Source organism: Lacticaseibacillus saniviri JCM 17471 = DSM 24301 (assembly GCF_001311785.1).
GTDB lineage: Bacteria > Bacillota > Bacilli > Lactobacillales > Lactobacillaceae > Lacticaseibacillus > Lacticaseibacillus saniviri.
This window is the reverse complement of sequence record NZ_BBBX01000023.1, coordinates 1-18,406: the sequence shown is the minus strand read 5'-3', so window position 1 is coordinate 18,406 and position 18,406 is coordinate 1. Positions and strand designations below refer to the sequence as shown.

Genomic DNA, 18,406 nt, shown 5'->3' with positions numbered 1-18,406 from the left:
CTAGTATAATGGTTGCAGGATTCTTTGATGAAAGTGGGAGATTGACCCGTGACGACACAAACGCCGAATGACCAACAAATGATAAAAAAGAGCGTCGAAACACAGAAAAGAAGATGGTGAATCGCATCGTCCTCTGGATTGTGGGAATTATGGTGGCACTACTTGCCATCATTGGTTTATGGGCTACCGGTACGTGGATTCCGCGTTACAACCGGTGGACAAGAATGCGAAGAGTGAGATTACAGTCTCAATTCCAATCGGTTCGACCAATAAGGATATCGCCAGTGCATTGGAAGAAAAGCACGTGATTAAGAGCGCCACTGTGTTTAATTATTACGTGAAGTTCCATAACTATACTGATTTCCAGGCTGGCAGCTATCAATTCAGCCAAGCTGAGACCTTAGATGATATCATCAATAAGCTGCGTCAGGGTGGCGATGCCGGTAGTACCAAGACGGCGGTCACTCAGGTGTTGGTCAAAGAAGGGATCACGATTGATCAAATCGGGGACAGTCTGAACAAACTGACATCCAAGAATAAGAATTTGACCAAGACGGCCTTCTTGAAGTTGATGAAGAACCAAGCGTTCTTTGATCAGTTAGAGAAGAAATATCCCGCATTGTTGAAGTCTGCAGGCCAGGCCAAAGATGTGCGGTATCGCTTGGAAGGGTATTTGTTCCCAGCCACATACGCTGTGTCAAAGAATGAAAGTTTGGAAGCCTTAGTTGAAGCCATGGTGGCGAAGACGGATAGCGTGATGCAGACCTATTACGGTAGCATCAAGAAACAGGGCTATTCCGTGCAAGAAGTCTTGACGCTCGCCTCATTGGTTGAACGTGAAGGGGTGACCGAACAGGATCGCCGCACCATTGCAGGTGTATTTTTGAACCGGTTGGCAATCAAGATGCCAATCCAATCTGATATCACTGTGATGTATGCCTTGAATACGCACAAAACCCATCTGACTAACAAGGATACCAGCGTCGATTCACCGTATAACCTGTACAAGAACACAGGCTATGGACCTGGGCCATTCAATCAGCCTAGTCTCCAATCGATTCGGGCCGTCTTGAGCCCAATCGATCGCGATCAGAATTACCTGTACTTTGTTGCGAACTTGAAGACCGGTGAAGTCCTGTATGCGACAACACGTGAGCAGCACGATATCAACACGGCTAAGTTTGCCAAGGATAATGGGCAATAAACCATGTGAATGGTCACAAAATGAAATCAAATAAGTGGGGCTGAGGTGAAACGAAAGTTTTGTCTCAGCCCCCTTTACGGGAGGCAGTATTTTCTTGATAAGTAGCCAAAAACCGATTGTGATTGGGGTGACGGGTGGCTCTGCGAGTGGTAAAACCAGTGTGAGTCGCGCCATTTTCGATCAATTTTCGGGCCATTCATTGCTATTGCTGGAGCAGGATGCGTATTACAAGCACAGCGATTTGCCCTTTGAAGAGCGCAAAAAAAATTAATTACGACCATCCACTCGCTTTTGACACGGCGCTGCTGCATCATCAGCTCAATCAACTCTTGCACCGCGAGGCGATTGATAAGCCAGTCTATGACTACGCTGATCACAATCGCTCAAAACAAGTGGTCCGAGTGGAACCCAAAGATGTGATTATTCTTGAAGGAATTTTGATTCTTGCGGATGAATCCTTACGTGATTTGATGGATATTAAGGTCTTTGTCGATACTGACGACGATATTCGGATTATTCGCCGCATCAAGCGGGATATGGAAAGTCGTGGGCGATCACTCGACAACATCATCAATCAGTACCTGAAGACGGTCAAACCCATGTATCACCAATTCGTGGAACCGACCAAACGCTATGCCGATTTGATTGTGCCAGAAGGTGGTGGCAATCAGGTTGCAATTGATTTATTGGTCACCAAATCAAGTCAATTTTATCCGAGCGCGGCTTGAAGGAATAAAATAGTGGTTGACAAGACGACGATGCATTCTTAACATGGACACAAGTTAAGCAAATAATAATCATAGTGAGGGAATTAAGTAATGGCAGATAAAGTATATCCAATGACAGAAGAGGGTAAGGCCCAATTAGAGGCTGAACTCGAAAATTTAAAGACCGTTAAGCGTCCTGAAGTTATCGATCGCATCAAGGTGGCTCGTGGTTTCGGTGATTTATCCGAAAACTCTGAATATGAAAGTGCTAAGGATGAACAATCCACTGTTGAAAGTCGGATTGTGGCTGTTGAAACCATGCTGCGATACGCCCAAATCATCGACGCAAATGACGCTGCTTCCGATGAAGTCACATTAGGTCGTAAAGTGACATTCGTTGAAGATGGTGACGATGAAGAAGAAACCTATCAAATCGTTGGTGCTGCGGAAGCGGATGCTTTTGCAGGTAAGATCAGTAATGAATCACCTATCGCCCAAGCCCTTGTCGGCAAAAAGTGGGTGACAAGGTAGATATCGTGACACCGGGTGGCCAAATGACCGTTAAGATTGTGAAGGTTGAAGGCTAACTCACCTCAGCGCCTACCGGCAGTTATCAGTTTGATAAAGGAGCGACGACGAAATCATGATTTTGTCATCGCTCCTTTTTGTATCTTGGCCACCGCGACGTAAAATCGGACTTTTGGCGCATTCGCTGTCAATTAAAGTAGCGTATAATTAAGCTTAAATAACCTAAAGAAAGTGGGGGCGTCAATGGCACAGCGATGGCAATTTTTCTTACTCATTGAAGCACTCTTATTGTTGTGGTTTGGCTATCAGTTAGTCACCACGCCACCAGCAATCATTGGCCTAATCATTGGGATTGGCCTGCTGGTCTGGAATTCGAAACGCAAAAAAGATCGACCCATTATGCTAATTGTCGGAATCGTGATGATCAGTATCTCGGTCATGATTAATCCAGCCATTTGGATTATGCTGGCCATTGCGGTCCTGTTTATCGGTGTGGGTGGCGCCATGGGTGATCCGCACAATAATTTGGCTCGGGCCATGCCTTGGATGCATAAGCAGTTTTACACGGTCAATACGGTTGAGCCGATGGAAAAGGGCGGGACACGGACCCGTCGCCCGTGGTTTGGCGACTTCACCATTGGGCAGGCGCCCTTTGAGTGGGACGATATCAATCTGTGCGTTGCCGCTGGAGATACAATTATCGACCTCGGCAACACCTTGTTACCGGAACGCGATAACGTGGTGGTTGTCCGCAAAGGCTTTGGCAAAACGCGCATCCTGGTGCCGATCGGTGTCGGGGTTTCTATCAATCACTCAGCACTCTATGGCCAACTGCACTTCAATCAGACAGAACTCACCGTGCATAACGAAACCATCACGCAATACAGTGAGGGTTATGCGGATGCGCCGCGGCGAATTCGACTGGTGACCAGCACCTTGATTGGTGACGTGGAGGTGTTAACGATATGAAGGCAGGACGATTATTTGGCCTTTTTTCCTTCATCGCGCTACTCACCTTGTTGTTAGTGGCTGGTAGCATCGAGGGCACGTTGTGGATTACGGGCAGCCAACGAGACATTATTGATGTCGCCGTCGATCCCATTTTTGGGCTGCCATTCGTATTGTATCTGTTATTCGGGGTCATCCTAATTGCGTTATTGAGTATCCTGATGATCTATGTTGGCCAACGCGTGCGGCAGAATCAGCTCAGCAAGCGTCTCGCGCAATTAGTTGCCGGGCAGTATGAGGCACCCATTCTGGCACGCCAGCAGCAGGCCAATCGGGTTCTGGGCCCAGAAATTGGTCAAGCACTTGAAAGTCTGCGCCAAAAATGATACGCTTACAACGTGAAATTCAGCACTACAGTAATCAACCCGTCTTGGTTGCTGGCGAGAGCAAAGAGGAAATTCTTGAGCAGGAGCGACACCGATTAGCCCGTGAGCTGCACGATTCGGTTTCTCAGCAATTATTTGCGGCCATGATGATGTTGTCGGCCCTGCGCAGTGTGGTTAATCAGCGCGATCCTGATGCGGCTGAACTCAAGCAACTATCCACGATTGAATCCGTGATCAATGAGGCGCAAGCTGAGATGCGAGCGCTCCTCTTACACTTGCGGCCAACCAACCTTGAAGGCAAGTCGCTCAAGGACGGGATTATTTCACTGCTCAAAGAATTACAAACCAAAATCAAAATCAAAATTACCTGGCAACTGGATGATGTGCAGTTAAGTGCTGCGAGTGAAGATAATCTCTTCCGCATTGTGCAGGAGCTATTGAGTAACACGTTGCGCCACGCCAAGGCGAGCAGTTTAGAAGTCTATCTCAAACAGGTCGATCAGAATGTGATTCTGCGCGTCATTGATGATGGGGTCGGCTTCGAGCTTGATGCTGGCAGTGAGAACGGCAGTTACGGCTTAAAGAATATTCAGGAACGGGCACAAAGCATTGGCGGTACCGCCAAATTTGTAAGCTTCAAAAATCAGGGGACCAGTGTTGAAATCAGAGTGCCCGTCACAAAGGAAGTTAGTCATGATTAAAGTATTAGTGGTTGATGATCACGAAATGGTGCGGCTGGGGATTACCACGTATTTGGGTGTCCAGCCTGATCTGGCCGTGGTGGGCGAAGCAGAAAACGGGCAAGAAGGGGTCGATATGGCGCTGAGTTTACGGCCCGACGTAATCCTGATGGACCTGGTGATGCCCGTGATGGACGGGATTGAGGCCACCAAAACGATTTTGTCGGCCTGGCCCAAAGCACGCATCATCATTTTGACCAGCTTTATCGATGACGAGAAGGTTTATCCTGCGATTGAGGCGGGGGCTGCCAGCTATATTCTGAAGACAGCCACGGCCGAAGAGATTGCCACCGCGATTCGGCAGACGGCAGCTGGTGAATCCGTTCTGGAACCTGAAGTGACCACTAAGATGATGAATCGCATGTCCAATCCACCACAGCCACAACTCTATGATGACCTGACCAACCGTGAACGTGAAGTCTTGCAACTGATTGCGGCCGGTAAGTCCAATCAAGAAATCGCTGACGAGCTCTTCATCACGCTCAAGACGGTGAAGACGCACGTCTCAAACATCTTGGCCAAGCTGCAGGTGGAAGACCGTACCAAGGCAACAATTTACGCGTTTAAACACGGATTGGTAAAGGATCAGGGGGAAGAGCAATGAAGATGACAATAACAGATGCTGCAAGTCAGTGGTTTAAGTCAGAACTAGCACTGCCAGATCAGGCGCCGGGATTCGTTTTTCGGAAAGGTATACGGCAAGACGCAGGTGCATGATGGTTTCAGTATCGGCATGACGCGCGATGATACACCCGAAGAAACGGCGATGCAGGTCGAAAAAGACGGTGTCCTTTACTACGTGAACGACGTCGACGCGTGGTTTTTGAGCGTCTGAACATGACCGTGGATTACGATCCAAAAGCGGATGAGCCTAAGTATGAGTTCGTTGAAGAAAAAGAAGAAGTGTAACACGCGCAACGCAAAAAAGACTGTGATGACCCAAACGGGTGCAATCGCAGTCTTTTTTGTCGCTGTTAGGATTTGCGGGTGGCACGATGATAACTGTGGCGGCCAGGCCGATAGCTCATGACGCTGATGAGGCCAGTCAGTAGCGCCGCGATGCCACTGATTAAGAGTCCTAAGTTGAGCATCGGTGGCCAGTAAGTGAATTGGACCTTGTGCTGGCCCTTCGCAAGCTTTACGGCCATGAACAGGCCAACCGTGGTTCTGGGTTTGACCACTTTGCCATCAACGGTGACGGTCCAACCCTTCGCCTTTGGAATTGTTGTCATCAGGAGTTGATTGTTCTCACGAACATTGACGGTCCCGCTGAGCGAATGGGCGTTGTGATGTGTGACCACGAGGGGATTAGCGGCGAGCTGATTGATTTCAGCCGTTGCTGCGGCCTGGTCGAGTCGATAGAGCGCCACGTCCTTGAACCAAGCGCTGCTCTTGTTGAGCGTGAAGGTCAGCTTCTGTGTTTGATTGAGCTGCTTTGGCGTAACGTTGAGCACCACGGTGTCGCGGAAGGTGTCGTAGATTGGCACGGCTTCGCCATTAAGCGTCAGACTCACCAAATTGTCGGTAAAGCTGCTGCCTAATGTGAGATAGTAAGGATCATTGGTTGTTGCCTTAAAGGTGTAGGTCACCGTCGCCGTTTTTGCGATAGGCTTTTTGGTGTAGGTGGTTCCAGTCGTTGCCTTGGCCGCTGAAACACCCTTTGTCTTTGGTGCGCTGAGGGCCACGTTGCTGAAAAGAACGCTGTAGGCCTTTTGACCCGTGAGGGCGTTGAGCATCATTTCCTGATTGGCGAGTGGCGCATCTGAGAACAACCGTGTTTTCAAGATGTTTTGACTGGCGACAAAGCCGATACCCAGGGCATAGGGGTTCTGGTGCAATGTCAAATTGCTGGTTTGACCGCGCTTGGTGTAGAGGTTGAGGTCGGGCGACTCGCCACTGTTGGCAAGAAGGCATGTTGCAGCAGTGGATCGCCATCCGTGCGCGGCGAAATCCAGTATTTGATGTCTAATAGGGCATCGCTGATTAAGGTGCCACTGGTATAAGCGACAAACCCATCGCCGGCTGGCTGGCCAATTTTGCCATAGAACGCAGGTACGGCGGGCTCAAACATTGAATTGAATTGATCGGTCCCGTTGTAGCCGATTTGCATGGCATCATTTTTAGTGCGCAAGACGGTTTTCCCAACGCGATAGAAGTCCTGATCACTGGATGGAATTTTGGCCGCTGCGGCCCGCAGACTCTCGGTGTATGTATGGTAGTCGGAGTGACTCACATAACTCAACTGATTCAGTGTGAACACCACGTTCAGCGTCATCTCAGCGAAGAGAAGGAAAAACAAAATCAGGGGCGTGATGTGACTCTGATCGGAGTTGACGGATAGAAAAATCAACGTGAGCATCATGGCACTGCCGGTGATGACCAGCTGTGTGGGTGTCAGGAACCCAAAACTGTCCAGATTGACCAGGACATAGCCGCAGATGCCAATAATCACGACTAACAAGAGAACGAGCTGCCAGATGGCAATGCCGTCGTCCATCCGTGTGAGTTGACGGCCCGCGAGCATAATCAGCCAGAACGTGACGACAAACGAGAACCGATAAGGATACCAAACCGGAAATTGCATGCCGTGCCACAGCAGGTCGAGCGGCTCAAACATCATTGAAATGGTTAGAAAGCCACTCCACAGGAGACTGAATAGTCGTTCCTGCCAGCTAAAGTGTTTGTTGGTGAAGTAGAGAATCGCGAGAATCAACGCGACGCTGCCAACAAAATATTGGGATAGCCCGATGGCATCTGATCGAAGTTGAAGGAACCGGTGATGAATTTGCTGAGAATCTTTAAGGGTTGGTATTCAAACTTCCAATGCACCTTGGTGACCGTATAAGTCCCCTTGGATTGGGTGAGCTGAAAGAAGGTTGGCAGCAACAACCACGCACTCAGCGCCCCGCCTAGAAGTGAGCTCCAAATGAATTGGCCGATGCGCTTAAAACCGTGTTTAACGCTAGTCCAATCACGGACCAACGTGAAGCCAAAGTAGCCGATTAAAAAGAGGCAGATCATATAGCCCATGTAGTAATTGACAATCAATGTCAGTGCCAGCAACAGGCTGTAGCGCAACGGATGATGATCGATGCTGTCCAGCGCTGCGCAAACCAAAGGTAAGAAAATGACGGCATCGAGCCACATGATATTGAGCTGATTGGCGAGCATCCACCCCGATAGCGCATAACTGATTGACAGTGCGGGCAGCCACCAACCTGTGAGGCCACGCTTTTCAGGTAATAGCACATGGTGAGTCCGGCACTGCCATACTTGAGCAGGGTTAAAGCCACAATGCCAGTGTCCAGCATGGACTTGGGGAAGAAGAGTAGGATGAAGTTAAAGGGGCTCATCAAATAGTAGGCGAAAACACCCAACATATCACCACCGAGTGCCTTGTTAAAGCTGTACAGAAATTGATCGGGATGCCCGAGGATGGTCTGCCGAAAATAACTGTAGAAATCAATGTATTGCTGGCCGAGATCGACCGTTAATAGGCTTGAATTGCCGAATGGATAAACGTGGCAGCCAATATAATAGCCAAGCATGATGAGCACGGGTAAAATAGCGGCTAGCCAATAGGGATGTTGCTTGAGATGGGACAAAAAAACGACTCATGAGGTGCCTCCGGATTCTAAGAAAAAGTTAATTCAGTCCTCGGTAGTACCGAAGTGATTAGAAATAGCATACCATAGTCAAAGAAGTGGCATGGTAATACGGCCGACTTTTTGCTAAACTTGAACGGATAATTAAAAAAGGAGTTCTGCGGTCTTGAAATATATACGCACACCGCGGCCGAAGCGGCCCAAGTCTCATTTGCCGTTTCGACTGAATTTATTGTTTTTGTGGTTTTTCTGATGTTTGCGGCGCTCGTCGGCCAGCTAGCGTATTTGCAAATCCTGAATGGGAGTCGCTTAACCGCTGAAGTTGATCGAACGGACAAGACCGTCATTAAAGGTAACGTGCCCCGGGCTTGGTCTTTGACAGTAAAGGTCGCGCCCTTGTGACCAATAAGGCCAACAGTGCCATCACGTACACGCGCAGTGTCGGGATTACGTCCGCGCAGATGAAGGCTTTGGCCCAAACACTGGCCAAGTACATCACTGTCCCATCAACCAGCCTGACACCGCGCGATTTTGCGGATTATTACTTGGCAAGTGATGCGAATAGTCAGGCAGTTACCAAGAAGCTCTCGAAGGCAGATCAAGCCTTATCGACCTCTGACTCGAGCGAGTTTTATAAGAAACAGGTGGCCTATGTTCAAAAACACCTGCCAACCTATACCAAGGCTCAGCAACAACCCATCGAGATCTTCAAGGTAATGAGTGGCTCCACGCAGCTCTCTACCGTGTACATCAAGGCTGAAGGCGTGACGGAAAAAGAAGTCGCTGAAGTCGGTGAACATCTGACAAGCATGCCCGGGGTTAATCTGGGAACTGACTGGCAACGCGAATATCCAAATGGTGATTCCATGACCAGTATCATCGGTCGTGTGTCCAGTGAAAAGTCCGGGTTGCCTGCTGAGAACCTGTCCAGCTATCTGGCCAATGGATACGCGCGTAATGACCGCGTCGGGACCAGTTACCTGGAGAATGCCTACGAGAATGTGTTGAAGGGGTCAAAGAGTCAGACCCAAGTGGAAATCGGTAGTAAGAACCAAATCGTGAATTCCGTTCAACAATTCAAAGGTCAGCAGGGTGCTAACTTGAACCTGACCATCGATTCTGCGTACCAGGCAAAGGTTGAAGCCACCTTAACCAAAGTGTTTGATCAAGCACGCGCTGCCGGTGTTGCCAATGTTTCCGATGGTGCCTATGCGGTGGCGATGGATCCAAATTCCGGGCGAATCTTGGCATTGGCCGGGCGCCAGCAGAATATTAAAACCCACACCGTCACGAATGATGCATTGGGTGTCATCAACCGCTCCTTTGTTATGGGGTCCGCTGTGAAGGGGGCCACAGTCCTCGGTGCGATGCAGGATGGTGTGATTACGCCGACAGATAATTATCTGCCCGATACGCCAATTTACTTGCCCGGAACACCGGTAAAGAAATCCGTCTATCCCGTTGGTACCTTTGGCAGTCTGGATGCGGCTAGCGCGCTTGAAGTATCTTCTAATATCTACATGATGCGGCTAGCGATGAAGGAAGGCCATGCCAAGTATGTGCCAAATGACTACATGTCTTTAGATAGCAATATTTTCACGACGATGCGCAAGTACTTCACGGAATTTGGTCTGGGTCAAAAGACCGGGATTGATTTACCTGGTGAAACATCCGGTTACGCTGGACCAACAGTGAATAGCGCGGGAACCTTACCAGTCGGGTCAGCATTGGATTTGTCCTATGGGAACTACGATGCTTACACCTTAATTCAAATGGCACAGTACATCTCTTCGATTGCCAATAATGGCTATCGGATGCAACCGTATCTGGTGCAATCTATCAGCTCAACATTAGCTGATGGCTCATCTGGTCCGATTCTATCAACCACGCAGCCAAAGGTCCTGGCCAAAATCTTATCTACCCAGGCTCAGATCAATGTGGTCAAGCAGGGGATGTGGCAAGTTGTTCATGGTACGAATGGTTGGACAACAGCCACGGCCCTGAACACCTTGAATCCAGGGGTTGCCGGTAAGACCGGGACGGCGCAGACCTTCACGCGTGTTGATCCCGAAGACAACACCTCCGAACAGGTAGAAACGACAACCTTGAGTTTCGTTGGTTTCGCGCCGGCATCTAATCCTAAGATTGCGATTGCCGTTGTTGTTCCTAACTTAACCGGGGATGAACCGGCAAATTATAACTTGATGATTGCGCAACAAATGTTCGCAGATTATTACAGTATGAATAATATTAAGGCCGACCCGAACTACTCGAGTCACCAATCCACCATCAATGGTTAAAAGTGGGTAGGCAGGGCTTACAAAAATGCTAACTACTACAAGTGATAACTGGTCCAAACCGGTTAGGTGGTAACACTCATTCTGCTTGGTTCGTAGTGCGTTGTTTTAACAACAGGAACCAACCTGTTGTTTTTTGTGGGAAAAGAAACAAGCAGTGCTTTTTCTCACACGGAAAGGATGAATTATGCGGCAATCAAACTGGAAGAATCGGCTCAATAATATGCCATTCATGACATATGGGCTACTCGCAATCACATTCGCGGTGTATCTGCTGGAAACACTTAAGGGTGGCAGCACTAACACAATGGTGCTGCTCGATCTGGGTGCCCGCTACAATCCACTGATTGCACAGGGTGAATGGTGGCGGCTGTTCACGCCGATGTTTCTGCATATTGGCTTGATGCACCTGGTTGTGAATGCCGTGTCAATCTATTATCTTGGGATGATGACGGAACAGATTTTTGGCCATGCACGATTCTTAGCCATCTATCTGCTCAGTGGGATTGCGGGTAACTATGTCAGCATGGTCTTCAACGCTAATGCATTGGCGGCTGGAGCAAGTACGGCAATCTTCGGTCTATTCGGGGCTTTCTTGATGCTTGGCGATAATTTCCGCGAGAACCCAGCGATTCGATCAATTGCGCAACAATATTTGTTGCTGGTTGGGATCAATCTGGTCTTTAATTTGTTCGGTAGTGGCATCGATATTGCCGGACACATCGGTGGTCTGATTGGTGGCTTCTTAGTCGCTGGTGTGCTGGGGGCTCCAAACATCGGTCTCATCAATCGCAATCGGCGAATATTGATGGGCGTTGTGCTGGTCATCGCCGTCGTGGCAGTGGCTATGATCGGGGTGATGTAGTCGGCATGAAAACATACTATGACGTTCTACAGTTGTTAAAACGATATGGCACCTATATCCACGTCGCGAGCGCCTGTGGGATATGGAATTGGCCGCGGTTGAAGTCGATCGCTTGCATGAATCGGGTTTGCTCGACGATAAGACTTACGCCACGGCCAAAATTGTGTTGCGCCACGAACACGAGCAAGAGTTAAAATCACCACTAAATTCTGATTTACGGAGGCAAAATAATGGCAGACAAGAAAATCATCGGGGTTGACCTCGGCGGTACCACAGCGAAGTTCGCGATCATGACCCCAGAGGGTGAAATTCAACAACGCTGGAGTATCGACACCAATATTTTAGATGATGGGAAGCACATTGTTCCTGATATCATCGAATCAATCAATGAACATCTGGACCTTTATAACATGACACCTGGCGACTTCATCGGTATCGGGATGGGTTCACCTGGCTCTGTTGATATCGATAAGGGCACAGTAACGGGAGCTTTCAATTTAAACTGGAAGACCACACAACCCGTTAAGGCGGATATCGAAAAGGGCACAGGCATCACGTTCACAATTGATAACGATGCCAACGTGGCTGCTTTAGGTGAACAATGGCAAGGTGCCGGCGATAACAACAAGGACGTGACCTTCGTGACACTGGGTACTGGTGTCGGTGGCGGGATTGTCGCAGACGGCAACTTGTTGCACGGTGTGGCTGGTTCAGCCGGTGAATTAGGTCACGTTACCGTTGATCCTAATGGCTACATGTGTACATGTGGTAAGCGCGGATGCTTAGAAACAGTGGCTTCTGCGACTGGTGTTGTCCGTGTTGCCCGCGACATGGCCGAAGAATTTGCCGGGGACTCCAAGCTCAAGCAAATCCTTGATGATGGTGATGAAATTTCTTCCAAGATCGTCTTCGATTGCGCCAAGGACGGCGACAAGTTGGCCTTAATGATCGTTGATCGCGTGTCTTACTTCTTGGGCTTAGCATTAGCCAATGTTGGTAACATGTTGAATCCAAGCTTCATCGTTATCGGTGGTGGGGTTTCAGCTGCCGGAGACTTCTTGTTGACGCGTGTTGACAAATACTTCAAGCAGTTCACCTTCCCTAACGTTCGGAAGACGACAGAATTACGTTTAGCAACCTTGGGAAATACCGCTGGGGTTATCGGTGCGGCATCCTTGGCTATCAAGTAAAGGAGGCGCGACTTGATCAATTTTCTACTGATTCTTTTAGGTGCCGGGTTAATCGCCTGGGCAGTCAACTGGGGTTACCTGGCTTGGCAAAAACAACAGCTCAAAGCTATCGGTGGCGAACTTGAACCCGAAGCTTTTGAAGAGAACATGCGCAAAGCACAAATCATTGATCTGCGTGAAAAGAATGAATTCGATCTGGGCCATATTCTAGGGGCTCGGAGTCTGCCATACACGCAACTCAAGGAGCGCATGGTGGAATTGCGCAAGGATTTGCCCGTTTATCTTTATGATGGGACTGGCGTGTTGTCCGTGCGGGCTGCTCGGCGGTTACAAAAAACAAATTCTTGCACGTTTACTGGCTCAAAAAGGGTTACAACAACTGGTCTGGTAAGACAAAGGCGAAACAAGTCTTTGGATTAATCATAGGCTTGAATACAAAAAAAGAACTGCGACAGATTGCCGCAGTTCTTTTTATTCGATTAGCCTTGGTGAGCGGATAAACGCTTGCGGTTTGCGCGCTTGCGGTTATCGTTGATTTCTTCAACTTTGGTTTCAACGGGTTCGACGTAGGTCTTCTTGAATGCAAAGACACTACCTACAACCGCACCAACTGTGGCCAATGTGCCAACTAAAAAGCCTTTGAAAAATTTATGCTTCATGAAAATCCCTCCAGATGCTGAACTTTGTTACTAAGTTCATTATACTAAACATTGGTGATGAAATGAATAAAGACAACCCGAAAATCATAATGATTGTGGGACCGACCGCTGTGGGCAAGAGTGATTTGGGCGTCAAACTCGCGCAAACAGTGGGTGGAGAGGTCGTCAATGGCGATGCGTATCAAATTTATCGCGAGATGGCAATTGGGACCGCAAAGATCACACCGGCCGAGATGAACGGTGTGCCACATCATTTGTACGACATTGTGTCGGTGAAGGCCAATTTCTCCGTGGCCCAGTTTATGCGTCGTGCCATAGAAGCAATCGATGCGATTCTGACGCGGGGTAACGTGCCAATCTTGGTCGGTGGGACCGGCTTTTATCTGAATGCGCTGCGCCTCGGCCTGCCTTTGGGTGGTGACGCACCACCCAGCCATGCCCGCGAGGTCTGGCAAGCAGCATTAGCGCAGCATGATCAAACCTGGCTGTGGCAACAACTCGAACAACGTGACGCTGCGGCTGCGGCCAATATTCCTGTCGGCAACAGTCGGCGGGTGATTCGCGCGCTTGAAGTGATTGAAACCACGGGTCAATTATTTTCGGCGCAGCCAGAGAATAATCCCCAGTTTCAGACCCGCGTTATTGGACTGACCACTGAGCGAGCGCTGCTGTATCAGCGCATCAATCAACGCGTCGACCTGATGATGCAGGCCGGTTTGCTCGATGAGGTCAAACGAGTGCTCGCACTGGCGGGGCCCGATGCGCAAGCGCTGAAGGCCATCGGCTACAAGGAGTTCCTGCCTTATTTGAACGGTGACATGACCCTGTCGACCGCTGTCGAACAAGTGAAGCAGAATTCACGGCGCTATGCGAAACGCCAATTAACATTTTTAGACATCAAATGCCCACCCAGTGGTTTGATTTGGTGCAACAACCGGAAAGCTTAGCTGATATTAGTCAGCAGACGCGCGACTGGTTAACGCGATAAGTGATTTGAGGAGGAATTAGATGAGTTATCGGGATAAGATTGATCCAAAATTAATGGCCATTGTTGATCAGGTGGATCAGCAGATTCAACCACGTTTGGCTGAGATTGACGAACAAATCGTTGAAAACCAGGCTAAGGTCTTGAAGTCATTCCAAGACCACCATGTGGCAGAGAGTTATCTGAACGGGTCAACTGGTTACGGCCACTACGATGAAGGTCGGGATGTGTTAGAAGCTATCTACGCAGATGTTTTGGGCGGTGAGGACGCACTGGTGCGCCCACAACTGGTCTCTGGCACCCATGCCATTGGGGTGGCGTTGCTCGGGTTAGTTCGGCCTGGCGATGAGATTCTCTACATCACAGGCGAGCCTTACGACACCTTGCAAGAAGTGTTGGGCTTAGCGGGTAACGGTGTCGGCAGTCCAAAGGAATATGGCATCAAGGTCGGCTATGTGGATCTGACGCCAGAAGGTGAGATGGATGTTGAAGCGGTCAAAACTCGCCTCGCTTCTAAGCCCAAGGTGATTGCGATTCAACGTTCTCGTGGGTATGCCACGCGAGATTCATTCACAGTCGCTAAGATCAAGGCCATGATTGATGTGGTCCGCGCAGTCTTGCCCGATGTTTGGATTTTGTCGACAATGCTTACGGTGAATTCTCCGAAACCATCGAACCACTGGAAGTTGGCGCCGATCTGATGGCCGGTTCATTATATAAGAATGCCGGCGGTGGTATCGTGCCGACAGGTGGTTACATTGTTGGGAAAAAGGATCTGGTGGAACGTGTCAGTTATCGGTTCACGGTTCCTGGCCTAGGTGGCGCTGAGGGCGCGACAGGAAGCTTGCTCGGTAAAATGTACCAGGGCTTCTTCATGTCCCCACAAACAACCGGTAATGCGATTAAGGGTGCGATTTTTGAAGCGGCCTTGCTCGAAGCACTCGGGCTTGCGGTGAGTCCTCGATGGGATGCCCCTCGGACTGATATTGTCCAGACGGTGAACTTTGGTGAACCCAACGCCATGATCAAGTTCGCGGAGGCGATTCAACGCAATTCACCAGTGGATTCGTTTGTGACACCAATTCCCGAACAAATGGCTGGTTATGAAGATCAAGTCATCATGGCAGGTGGGACCTTTGTTCAAGGCTCAACCATCGAATTTTCCGGTGACGGTCCAATTCGGCCACCATACACGCTCTATTTGCAGGGTGGCTTAACCTATGCCCACATCAAGTTAGCGATTATTGGTGCGGCGCAAGATACATTCTATACCAAAGATTAAAGCAATATCGCAGACAAAAAGACACTGTGCTGCCCAATGGGGCGATTGCAGTGTCTTTTTTGCGCATTTATTCGCGTTGCTTAGTGCTTGTCTTTGAGGACGTGGACAACGGGGCGGCCCGCATCATCCGTGAACACGCCCTGTATTTCTGGCGTGAACCCAGGAAATTGACTGACGGCGGCAAATAATGTGTCGAAGTAGTCAATGGCGGCCTGTTCCCAGATTTCACCGGGCACCACAACAAAGATGCCGGGAGGGTATGGCAGCGCACCCTCGACGGCAGTGCGCCCCAGTGCCTGTTTGAGGGGCACCGTTTCGTAGTCGCCCTTCATGAAGGCGGCATCCGCTTGCGCCGCACGAACTGTTTTTGGGCGGGCGTTGCTGTTTTGAAACAGTGCCCGTTGACGGGTGACCAAATGCCGATCAATGAAGAAGTCAGAGAGCGCTTGACCCAATTCGCGTAAGGTCATATTGGCGTAGCGGGAGCCGGTTTCGGCGACCAGCTGCGGTAATGCGGCGGCCACGCTGACATTGTTCAAAAAGTCGGCCTCAAACTGTTTCAGGACAGTCAGTAATTGTTGCCAGTCGGTTTGATTGGAGCCAGGGGTGACCAAGAACAATAAGGAATTAGGGTCGGCTTTTTCGGGCACGATACCGTGATCGAGTAAGTAACGATCCACTAACCAACCAGAGACACCCAGCGCTTTGTCCGTCGGCAACATGACGGTGACCTTGAAGGGATCGAGGTAGGCCTGCTGGGATTGAATCCCGGGCAACTTGAGCCAGTTGCTGTCCGGCTTGAGTTGCCAAGTTTGTGCCGACTGTATGAGTGTCTCGTCTGATGTCTGCAGTAGTTCTGGGTCATTGAAGGCACTAAAGAGCTTGGTTTCTGCCAGTGCGCGCCGGAATGCCAGTGACGCAGTCAGCGCATCACGCCAGATCTTTTGACCGCGGGCGCCACTGTTGAGTGCGACATTGACGGCCAGTGAGGCATAGACGGGATATGAATAGCTGGTGGTGACATGCTTGAGATAAGCGTGATTGAATTGCGCGTGGCTGACATATCTGTCTTGCCCCTTGAGATGGGCATCCTTTTTATGAATCTGTGAGGTCTGGGCGAAGCCGGATTGTTGCTTGTGAACGGATTGGGTCACAATGATACCGGGATCGTCTGAGGTCAGTTCAAGGTGAAGCGGGTCCATCGGTGCCATGGCAGGTAAGAAGTGTTCATATCCGCCCCATGCGGCATCAAACAACACGTAGTCGCATAAGGCCCCAAAAGTGTCTAAGAGGCGGCGGACATCAGGTACGAGGCCATCAAAGGTTTCAAGTTCCAGCACAGCCAATCGGAATGGCCGCTTTTGCTTGGCCTTTGCGGGATCAATCTGAGCCACGGCTTGACGCAAACTAGCGCTAGTCACACCATTCAAATCGACCGGTCCGATTAGGCCGCGATCGGTACGCAGCGTGTCCAGATAAACAGGTGTCGCATCGTTCATGACCAAAGCCCCGTTGTAGAGGGACTTATGATTATTGCGGTCAAAGAGAACCAAATCACCTGGCTGCAGCAGTGCGCTCGCCACGATGTTGTTAGAACCCGTCGTGCCATTAGTGACAAAATAGGTTTTGTCGGCACCGTAGAGTTTGGCTGCGGCTTGTTCGGCATCGAGTGGGGTGCCACCGTGCGTCAACATGTCGCCTAGCGCTGTCACCACATCAGAGGTGTCACTGCTGAAGAAGGTTTGATTATAGGCCTGGCGGAACAAATAGCCGGCGGGACCCAAGTCGTCATAGTGTCCGGCGTGGTGTCCCGGTGTCGCAAAGCTGGTGGGATCAGCCTCACTAAAGGCGAGCAGATCACGGATGAACGCAGGAACCTGTTGCTCGGTGTAAGCCTCAAGCGCTGTTTCAACGGTTGCTGCTGTCAACGGAGTACTATGTAGGAGAAGATGTTGCGATGTCAAATGATTATCGCCCATGACAAAAGTGGGCAATGGTAAGCCGCTTTGATCCAACTGATTAAAAGTTGTGGTATCAGTGGCCTCGATGATGGCTGCACCCAGTGATCCGAGTGTGTTTTCTGAAATATGCGTGGTGTTTTCGAGGGTAAACGGTAATGAAATCCCCGGACCCAATCCAATTTTTTAATGGCATTTTGTAAATTCCTTTCTGAAAAAGCTATACACTAATACCATTATAATGTAATATTATTTTTGTGAAAATTTTTTGAAAGTAGTGGACATCTGTGTTTCCTTTTGGTTATTACCACAATAAGCCGCCCGCTGACTGAACGACTGCTATCGTTTCGTCAAAAGGAGGAGTTATATGAATACCGCAAATGATCTGAATCCACAAAAGAGCTATATGTCGTGGCCAATCTTGGGTCTCTTAGTTTTTGTGACCGTAATTGGCTTCGAAAATATTTTTTATCCCTTCCAGAATCAGGGCTTATCCGTTGTCCTGTCTTGGATTTTCTTGTTACTGGCCTACATTATTCCATACGAACTGATCTCAGCACAGATCGGGACGACCTTCACCGAAGCCGGTGGGGGGTTGGCGACTTGGGTGCGCCACACATCTGGTGATACATTAGGTTATTGGACCAGCTGGATGTACTGGTCAAGCACACTGCCATACTTAATTGACGTCGCAAACTCTGTGATTGTGGCGTTGTCTTGGATGATCTTGGGTGACAACACCTTAGATAAACATATGTCGAATATGTGGTTTGGGATTTTTACATTCGTCGTGATTTTGATTTTTATCGTGGCCGAGAATCTCTTTACCCGCTCGCTTGAAGTGATGTCACTGCTGGGTGGGGCGGCCATGTTCATCATGTCCATGCTGTTTGTTGCCTTGACCGCTGCTGGCGTGATGAAGGGGCTACCAATCGCGACCCAGCCATTCAATTGGCATGCCTTCATGCCACATTTCTCAACCCACTATTTTGCGACAACCGGGTTATTAATTTTGCCACATCCGGCGCCGAACTGGGTGCGACTTATATCAT

Annotated in this window: 8 protein-coding genes and 12 pseudogenes; 15 read left to right on the top strand and 5 right to left on the bottom strand. The window is 49.5% G+C overall.

Annotated elements, in window-relative coordinates:
- The first annotated feature begins 113 nt into the window (after positions 1 to 113).
- From mltG to JCM17471_RS11195, 7 genes and pseudogenes are all read left to right on the top strand, one after another.
- Positions 114 to 1,204: pseudogene (gene mltG / locus JCM17471_RS11225) on the top strand (endolytic transglycosylase MltG).
- A 97-nt stretch (positions 1,205 to 1,301) separates the two neighbouring features.
- Positions 1,302 to 1,932 (top strand): annotated as a pseudogene (udk, locus tag JCM17471_RS11220) (uridine kinase).
- A 90-nt stretch (positions 1,933 to 2,022) separates the two neighbouring features.
- Positions 2,023 to 2,498: pseudogene (gene greA / locus JCM17471_RS11215) on the top strand (transcription elongation factor GreA).
- Between the two features lie 184 nt (positions 2,499 to 2,682).
- On the top strand, positions 2,683 to 3,408 hold the full coding sequence (liaF, locus tag JCM17471_RS11210; protein ID WP_054777955.1) for a cell wall-active antibiotics response protein LiaF: 726 nt from the start codon (positions 2,683 to 2,685) through the stop codon (positions 3,406 to 3,408).
- A pseudogene (locus tag JCM17471_RS11205) lies at positions 3,405 to 4,474 on the top strand (sensor histidine kinase). The gene liaF and the pseudogene JCM17471_RS11205 overlap by 4 nt, the downstream one beginning before the upstream one ends.
- Entirely contained in the window at positions 4,467 to 5,117 is a 651-nt protein-coding gene (locus JCM17471_RS11200; protein WP_054777954.1) for a response regulator, read from the top strand. Before JCM17471_RS11205 ends, JCM17471_RS11200 begins: the two are co-directional and overlap by 8 nt.
- Positions 5,114 to 5,422 (top strand): annotated as a pseudogene (locus JCM17471_RS11195) (HesB/YadR/YfhF family protein). Before JCM17471_RS11200 ends, JCM17471_RS11195 begins: the two are co-directional and overlap by 4 nt.
- A 65-nt stretch (positions 5,423 to 5,487) precedes the next feature.
- On the opposite strand, the gene JCM17471_RS16070 reads toward JCM17471_RS11195, so the two are convergent.
- The 3 genes and pseudogenes from JCM17471_RS16070 to JCM17471_RS16670 all read right to left on the bottom strand — a co-directional run bounded on the left by JCM17471_RS16070 (position 5,488) and on the right by JCM17471_RS16670 (position 8,061).
- Positions 5,488 to 6,357, bottom strand: coding sequence for a YfhO family protein (locus JCM17471_RS16070; protein ID WP_173578941.1), 870 nt, complete (start codon positions 6,355 to 6,357; stop codon positions 5,488 to 5,490).
- A pseudogene (locus JCM17471_RS16065) lies at positions 6,354 to 7,678 on the bottom strand (YfhO family protein); the annotation flags it as partial. The gene JCM17471_RS16070 and the pseudogene JCM17471_RS16065, both read right to left, overlap by 4 nt.
- A complete protein-coding gene (locus JCM17471_RS16670) occupies positions 7,564 to 8,061 on the bottom strand; it encodes a YfhO family protein (protein ID WP_369395878.1) in 498 nt (165 codons plus the stop codon). The pseudogene JCM17471_RS16065 and the gene JCM17471_RS16670, both read right to left, overlap by 115 nt.
- A 223-nt stretch (positions 8,062 to 8,284) precedes the next feature.
- Between JCM17471_RS16670 and JCM17471_RS11175 the strand changes: the two are divergent.
- The 5 genes and pseudogenes from JCM17471_RS11175 to JCM17471_RS11155 all read left to right on the top strand — a co-directional run.
- Positions 8,285 to 10,418, top strand: a pseudogene (locus JCM17471_RS11175) (peptidoglycan D,D-transpeptidase FtsI family protein).
- 184 nt (positions 10,419 to 10,602) lie between these two features.
- The gene (locus JCM17471_RS11170; protein WP_054777950.1) at positions 10,603 to 11,280 is read left to right on the top strand and encodes a rhomboid family intramembrane serine protease; all 678 of its coding nucleotides are present in this window, start codon (positions 10,603 to 10,605) and stop codon (positions 11,278 to 11,280) included.
- Between the two features lie 5 nt (positions 11,281 to 11,285).
- A pseudogene (locus JCM17471_RS11165) lies at positions 11,286 to 11,539 on the top strand (YqgQ family protein).
- Positions 11,511 to 12,470 carry an ROK family glucokinase gene (locus tag JCM17471_RS11160; RefSeq protein ID WP_054777949.1) on the top strand — a complete coding sequence of 320 codons (960 nt, stop codon included), beginning with the start codon at positions 11,511 to 11,513 and terminating at the stop codon, positions 12,468 to 12,470. Before JCM17471_RS11165 ends, JCM17471_RS11160 begins: the two are co-directional and overlap by 29 nt.
- 12 nt (positions 12,471 to 12,482) lie before the next feature.
- Positions 12,483 to 12,868, top strand: a pseudogene (locus tag JCM17471_RS11155) (rhodanese-like domain-containing protein); the annotation flags it as partial.
- Between the two features lie 81 nt (positions 12,869 to 12,949).
- On the opposite strand, the gene JCM17471_RS11150 reads toward JCM17471_RS11155, so the two are convergent.
- Positions 12,950 to 13,129: a DUF3042 family protein gene (locus JCM17471_RS11150; RefSeq protein WP_054777948.1), complete on the bottom strand. Its 180-nt coding sequence runs from the start codon at positions 13,127 to 13,129 to the stop codon at positions 12,950 to 12,952.
- A 62-nt stretch (positions 13,130 to 13,191) separates the two neighbouring features.
- Between JCM17471_RS11150 and miaA the strand changes: the two are divergent.
- Positions 13,192 to 14,117: pseudogene (miaA, locus tag JCM17471_RS11145) on the top strand (tRNA (adenosine(37)-N6)-dimethylallyltransferase MiaA).
- Between the two features lie 20 nt (positions 14,118 to 14,137).
- A pseudogene (locus tag JCM17471_RS11140) lies at positions 14,138 to 15,396 on the top strand (methionine gamma-lyase family protein).
- Positions 15,397 to 15,476: 80 nt separating this feature from the next.
- Here the strand turns inward: JCM17471_RS11140 and JCM17471_RS11135 are convergent.
- Complete coding sequence (locus tag JCM17471_RS11135; RefSeq protein WP_082395314.1) at positions 15,477 to 17,537, bottom strand: Orn/Lys/Arg family decarboxylase; 2,061 nt, start codon at positions 17,535 to 17,537, stop codon at positions 15,477 to 15,479.
- Between the two features lie 184 nt (positions 17,538 to 17,721).
- Between JCM17471_RS11135 and JCM17471_RS11130 the strand changes: the two are divergent.
- Positions 17,722 to 18,406 (top strand): annotated as a pseudogene (locus JCM17471_RS11130) (amino acid permease); the annotation flags it as partial.

What these genes read in the sequence shown, in the direction of transcription:
- JCM17471_RS11160 (WP_054777949.1), top strand. Translation starts at nt 11,511, where the DNA reads ATGGCAGACAAGAAAATCATCGGGGTTGACCTCGGCGGTACCACAGCG.
- JCM17471_RS11170 (WP_054777950.1), top strand. Translation starts at nt 10,603, where the DNA reads ATGCGGCAATCAAACTGGAAGAATCGGCTCAATAATATGCCATTCATG.
- liaF (WP_054777955.1), top strand. Translation starts at nt 2,683, where the DNA reads ATGGCACAGCGATGGCAATTTTTCTTACTCATTGAAGCACTCTTATTG.
- JCM17471_RS16670 (WP_369395878.1), bottom strand. Translation starts at nt 8,061, where the DNA reads ATGCTTGGCTATTATATTGGCTGCCACGTTTATCCATTCGGCAATTCA.
- JCM17471_RS11200 (WP_054777954.1), top strand. Translation starts at nt 4,467, where the DNA reads ATGATTAAAGTATTAGTGGTTGATGATCACGAAATGGTGCGGCTGGGG.
- JCM17471_RS11150 (WP_054777948.1), bottom strand. Translation starts at nt 13,129, where the DNA reads ATGAAGCATAAATTTTTCAAAGGCTTTTTAGTTGGCACATTGGCCACA.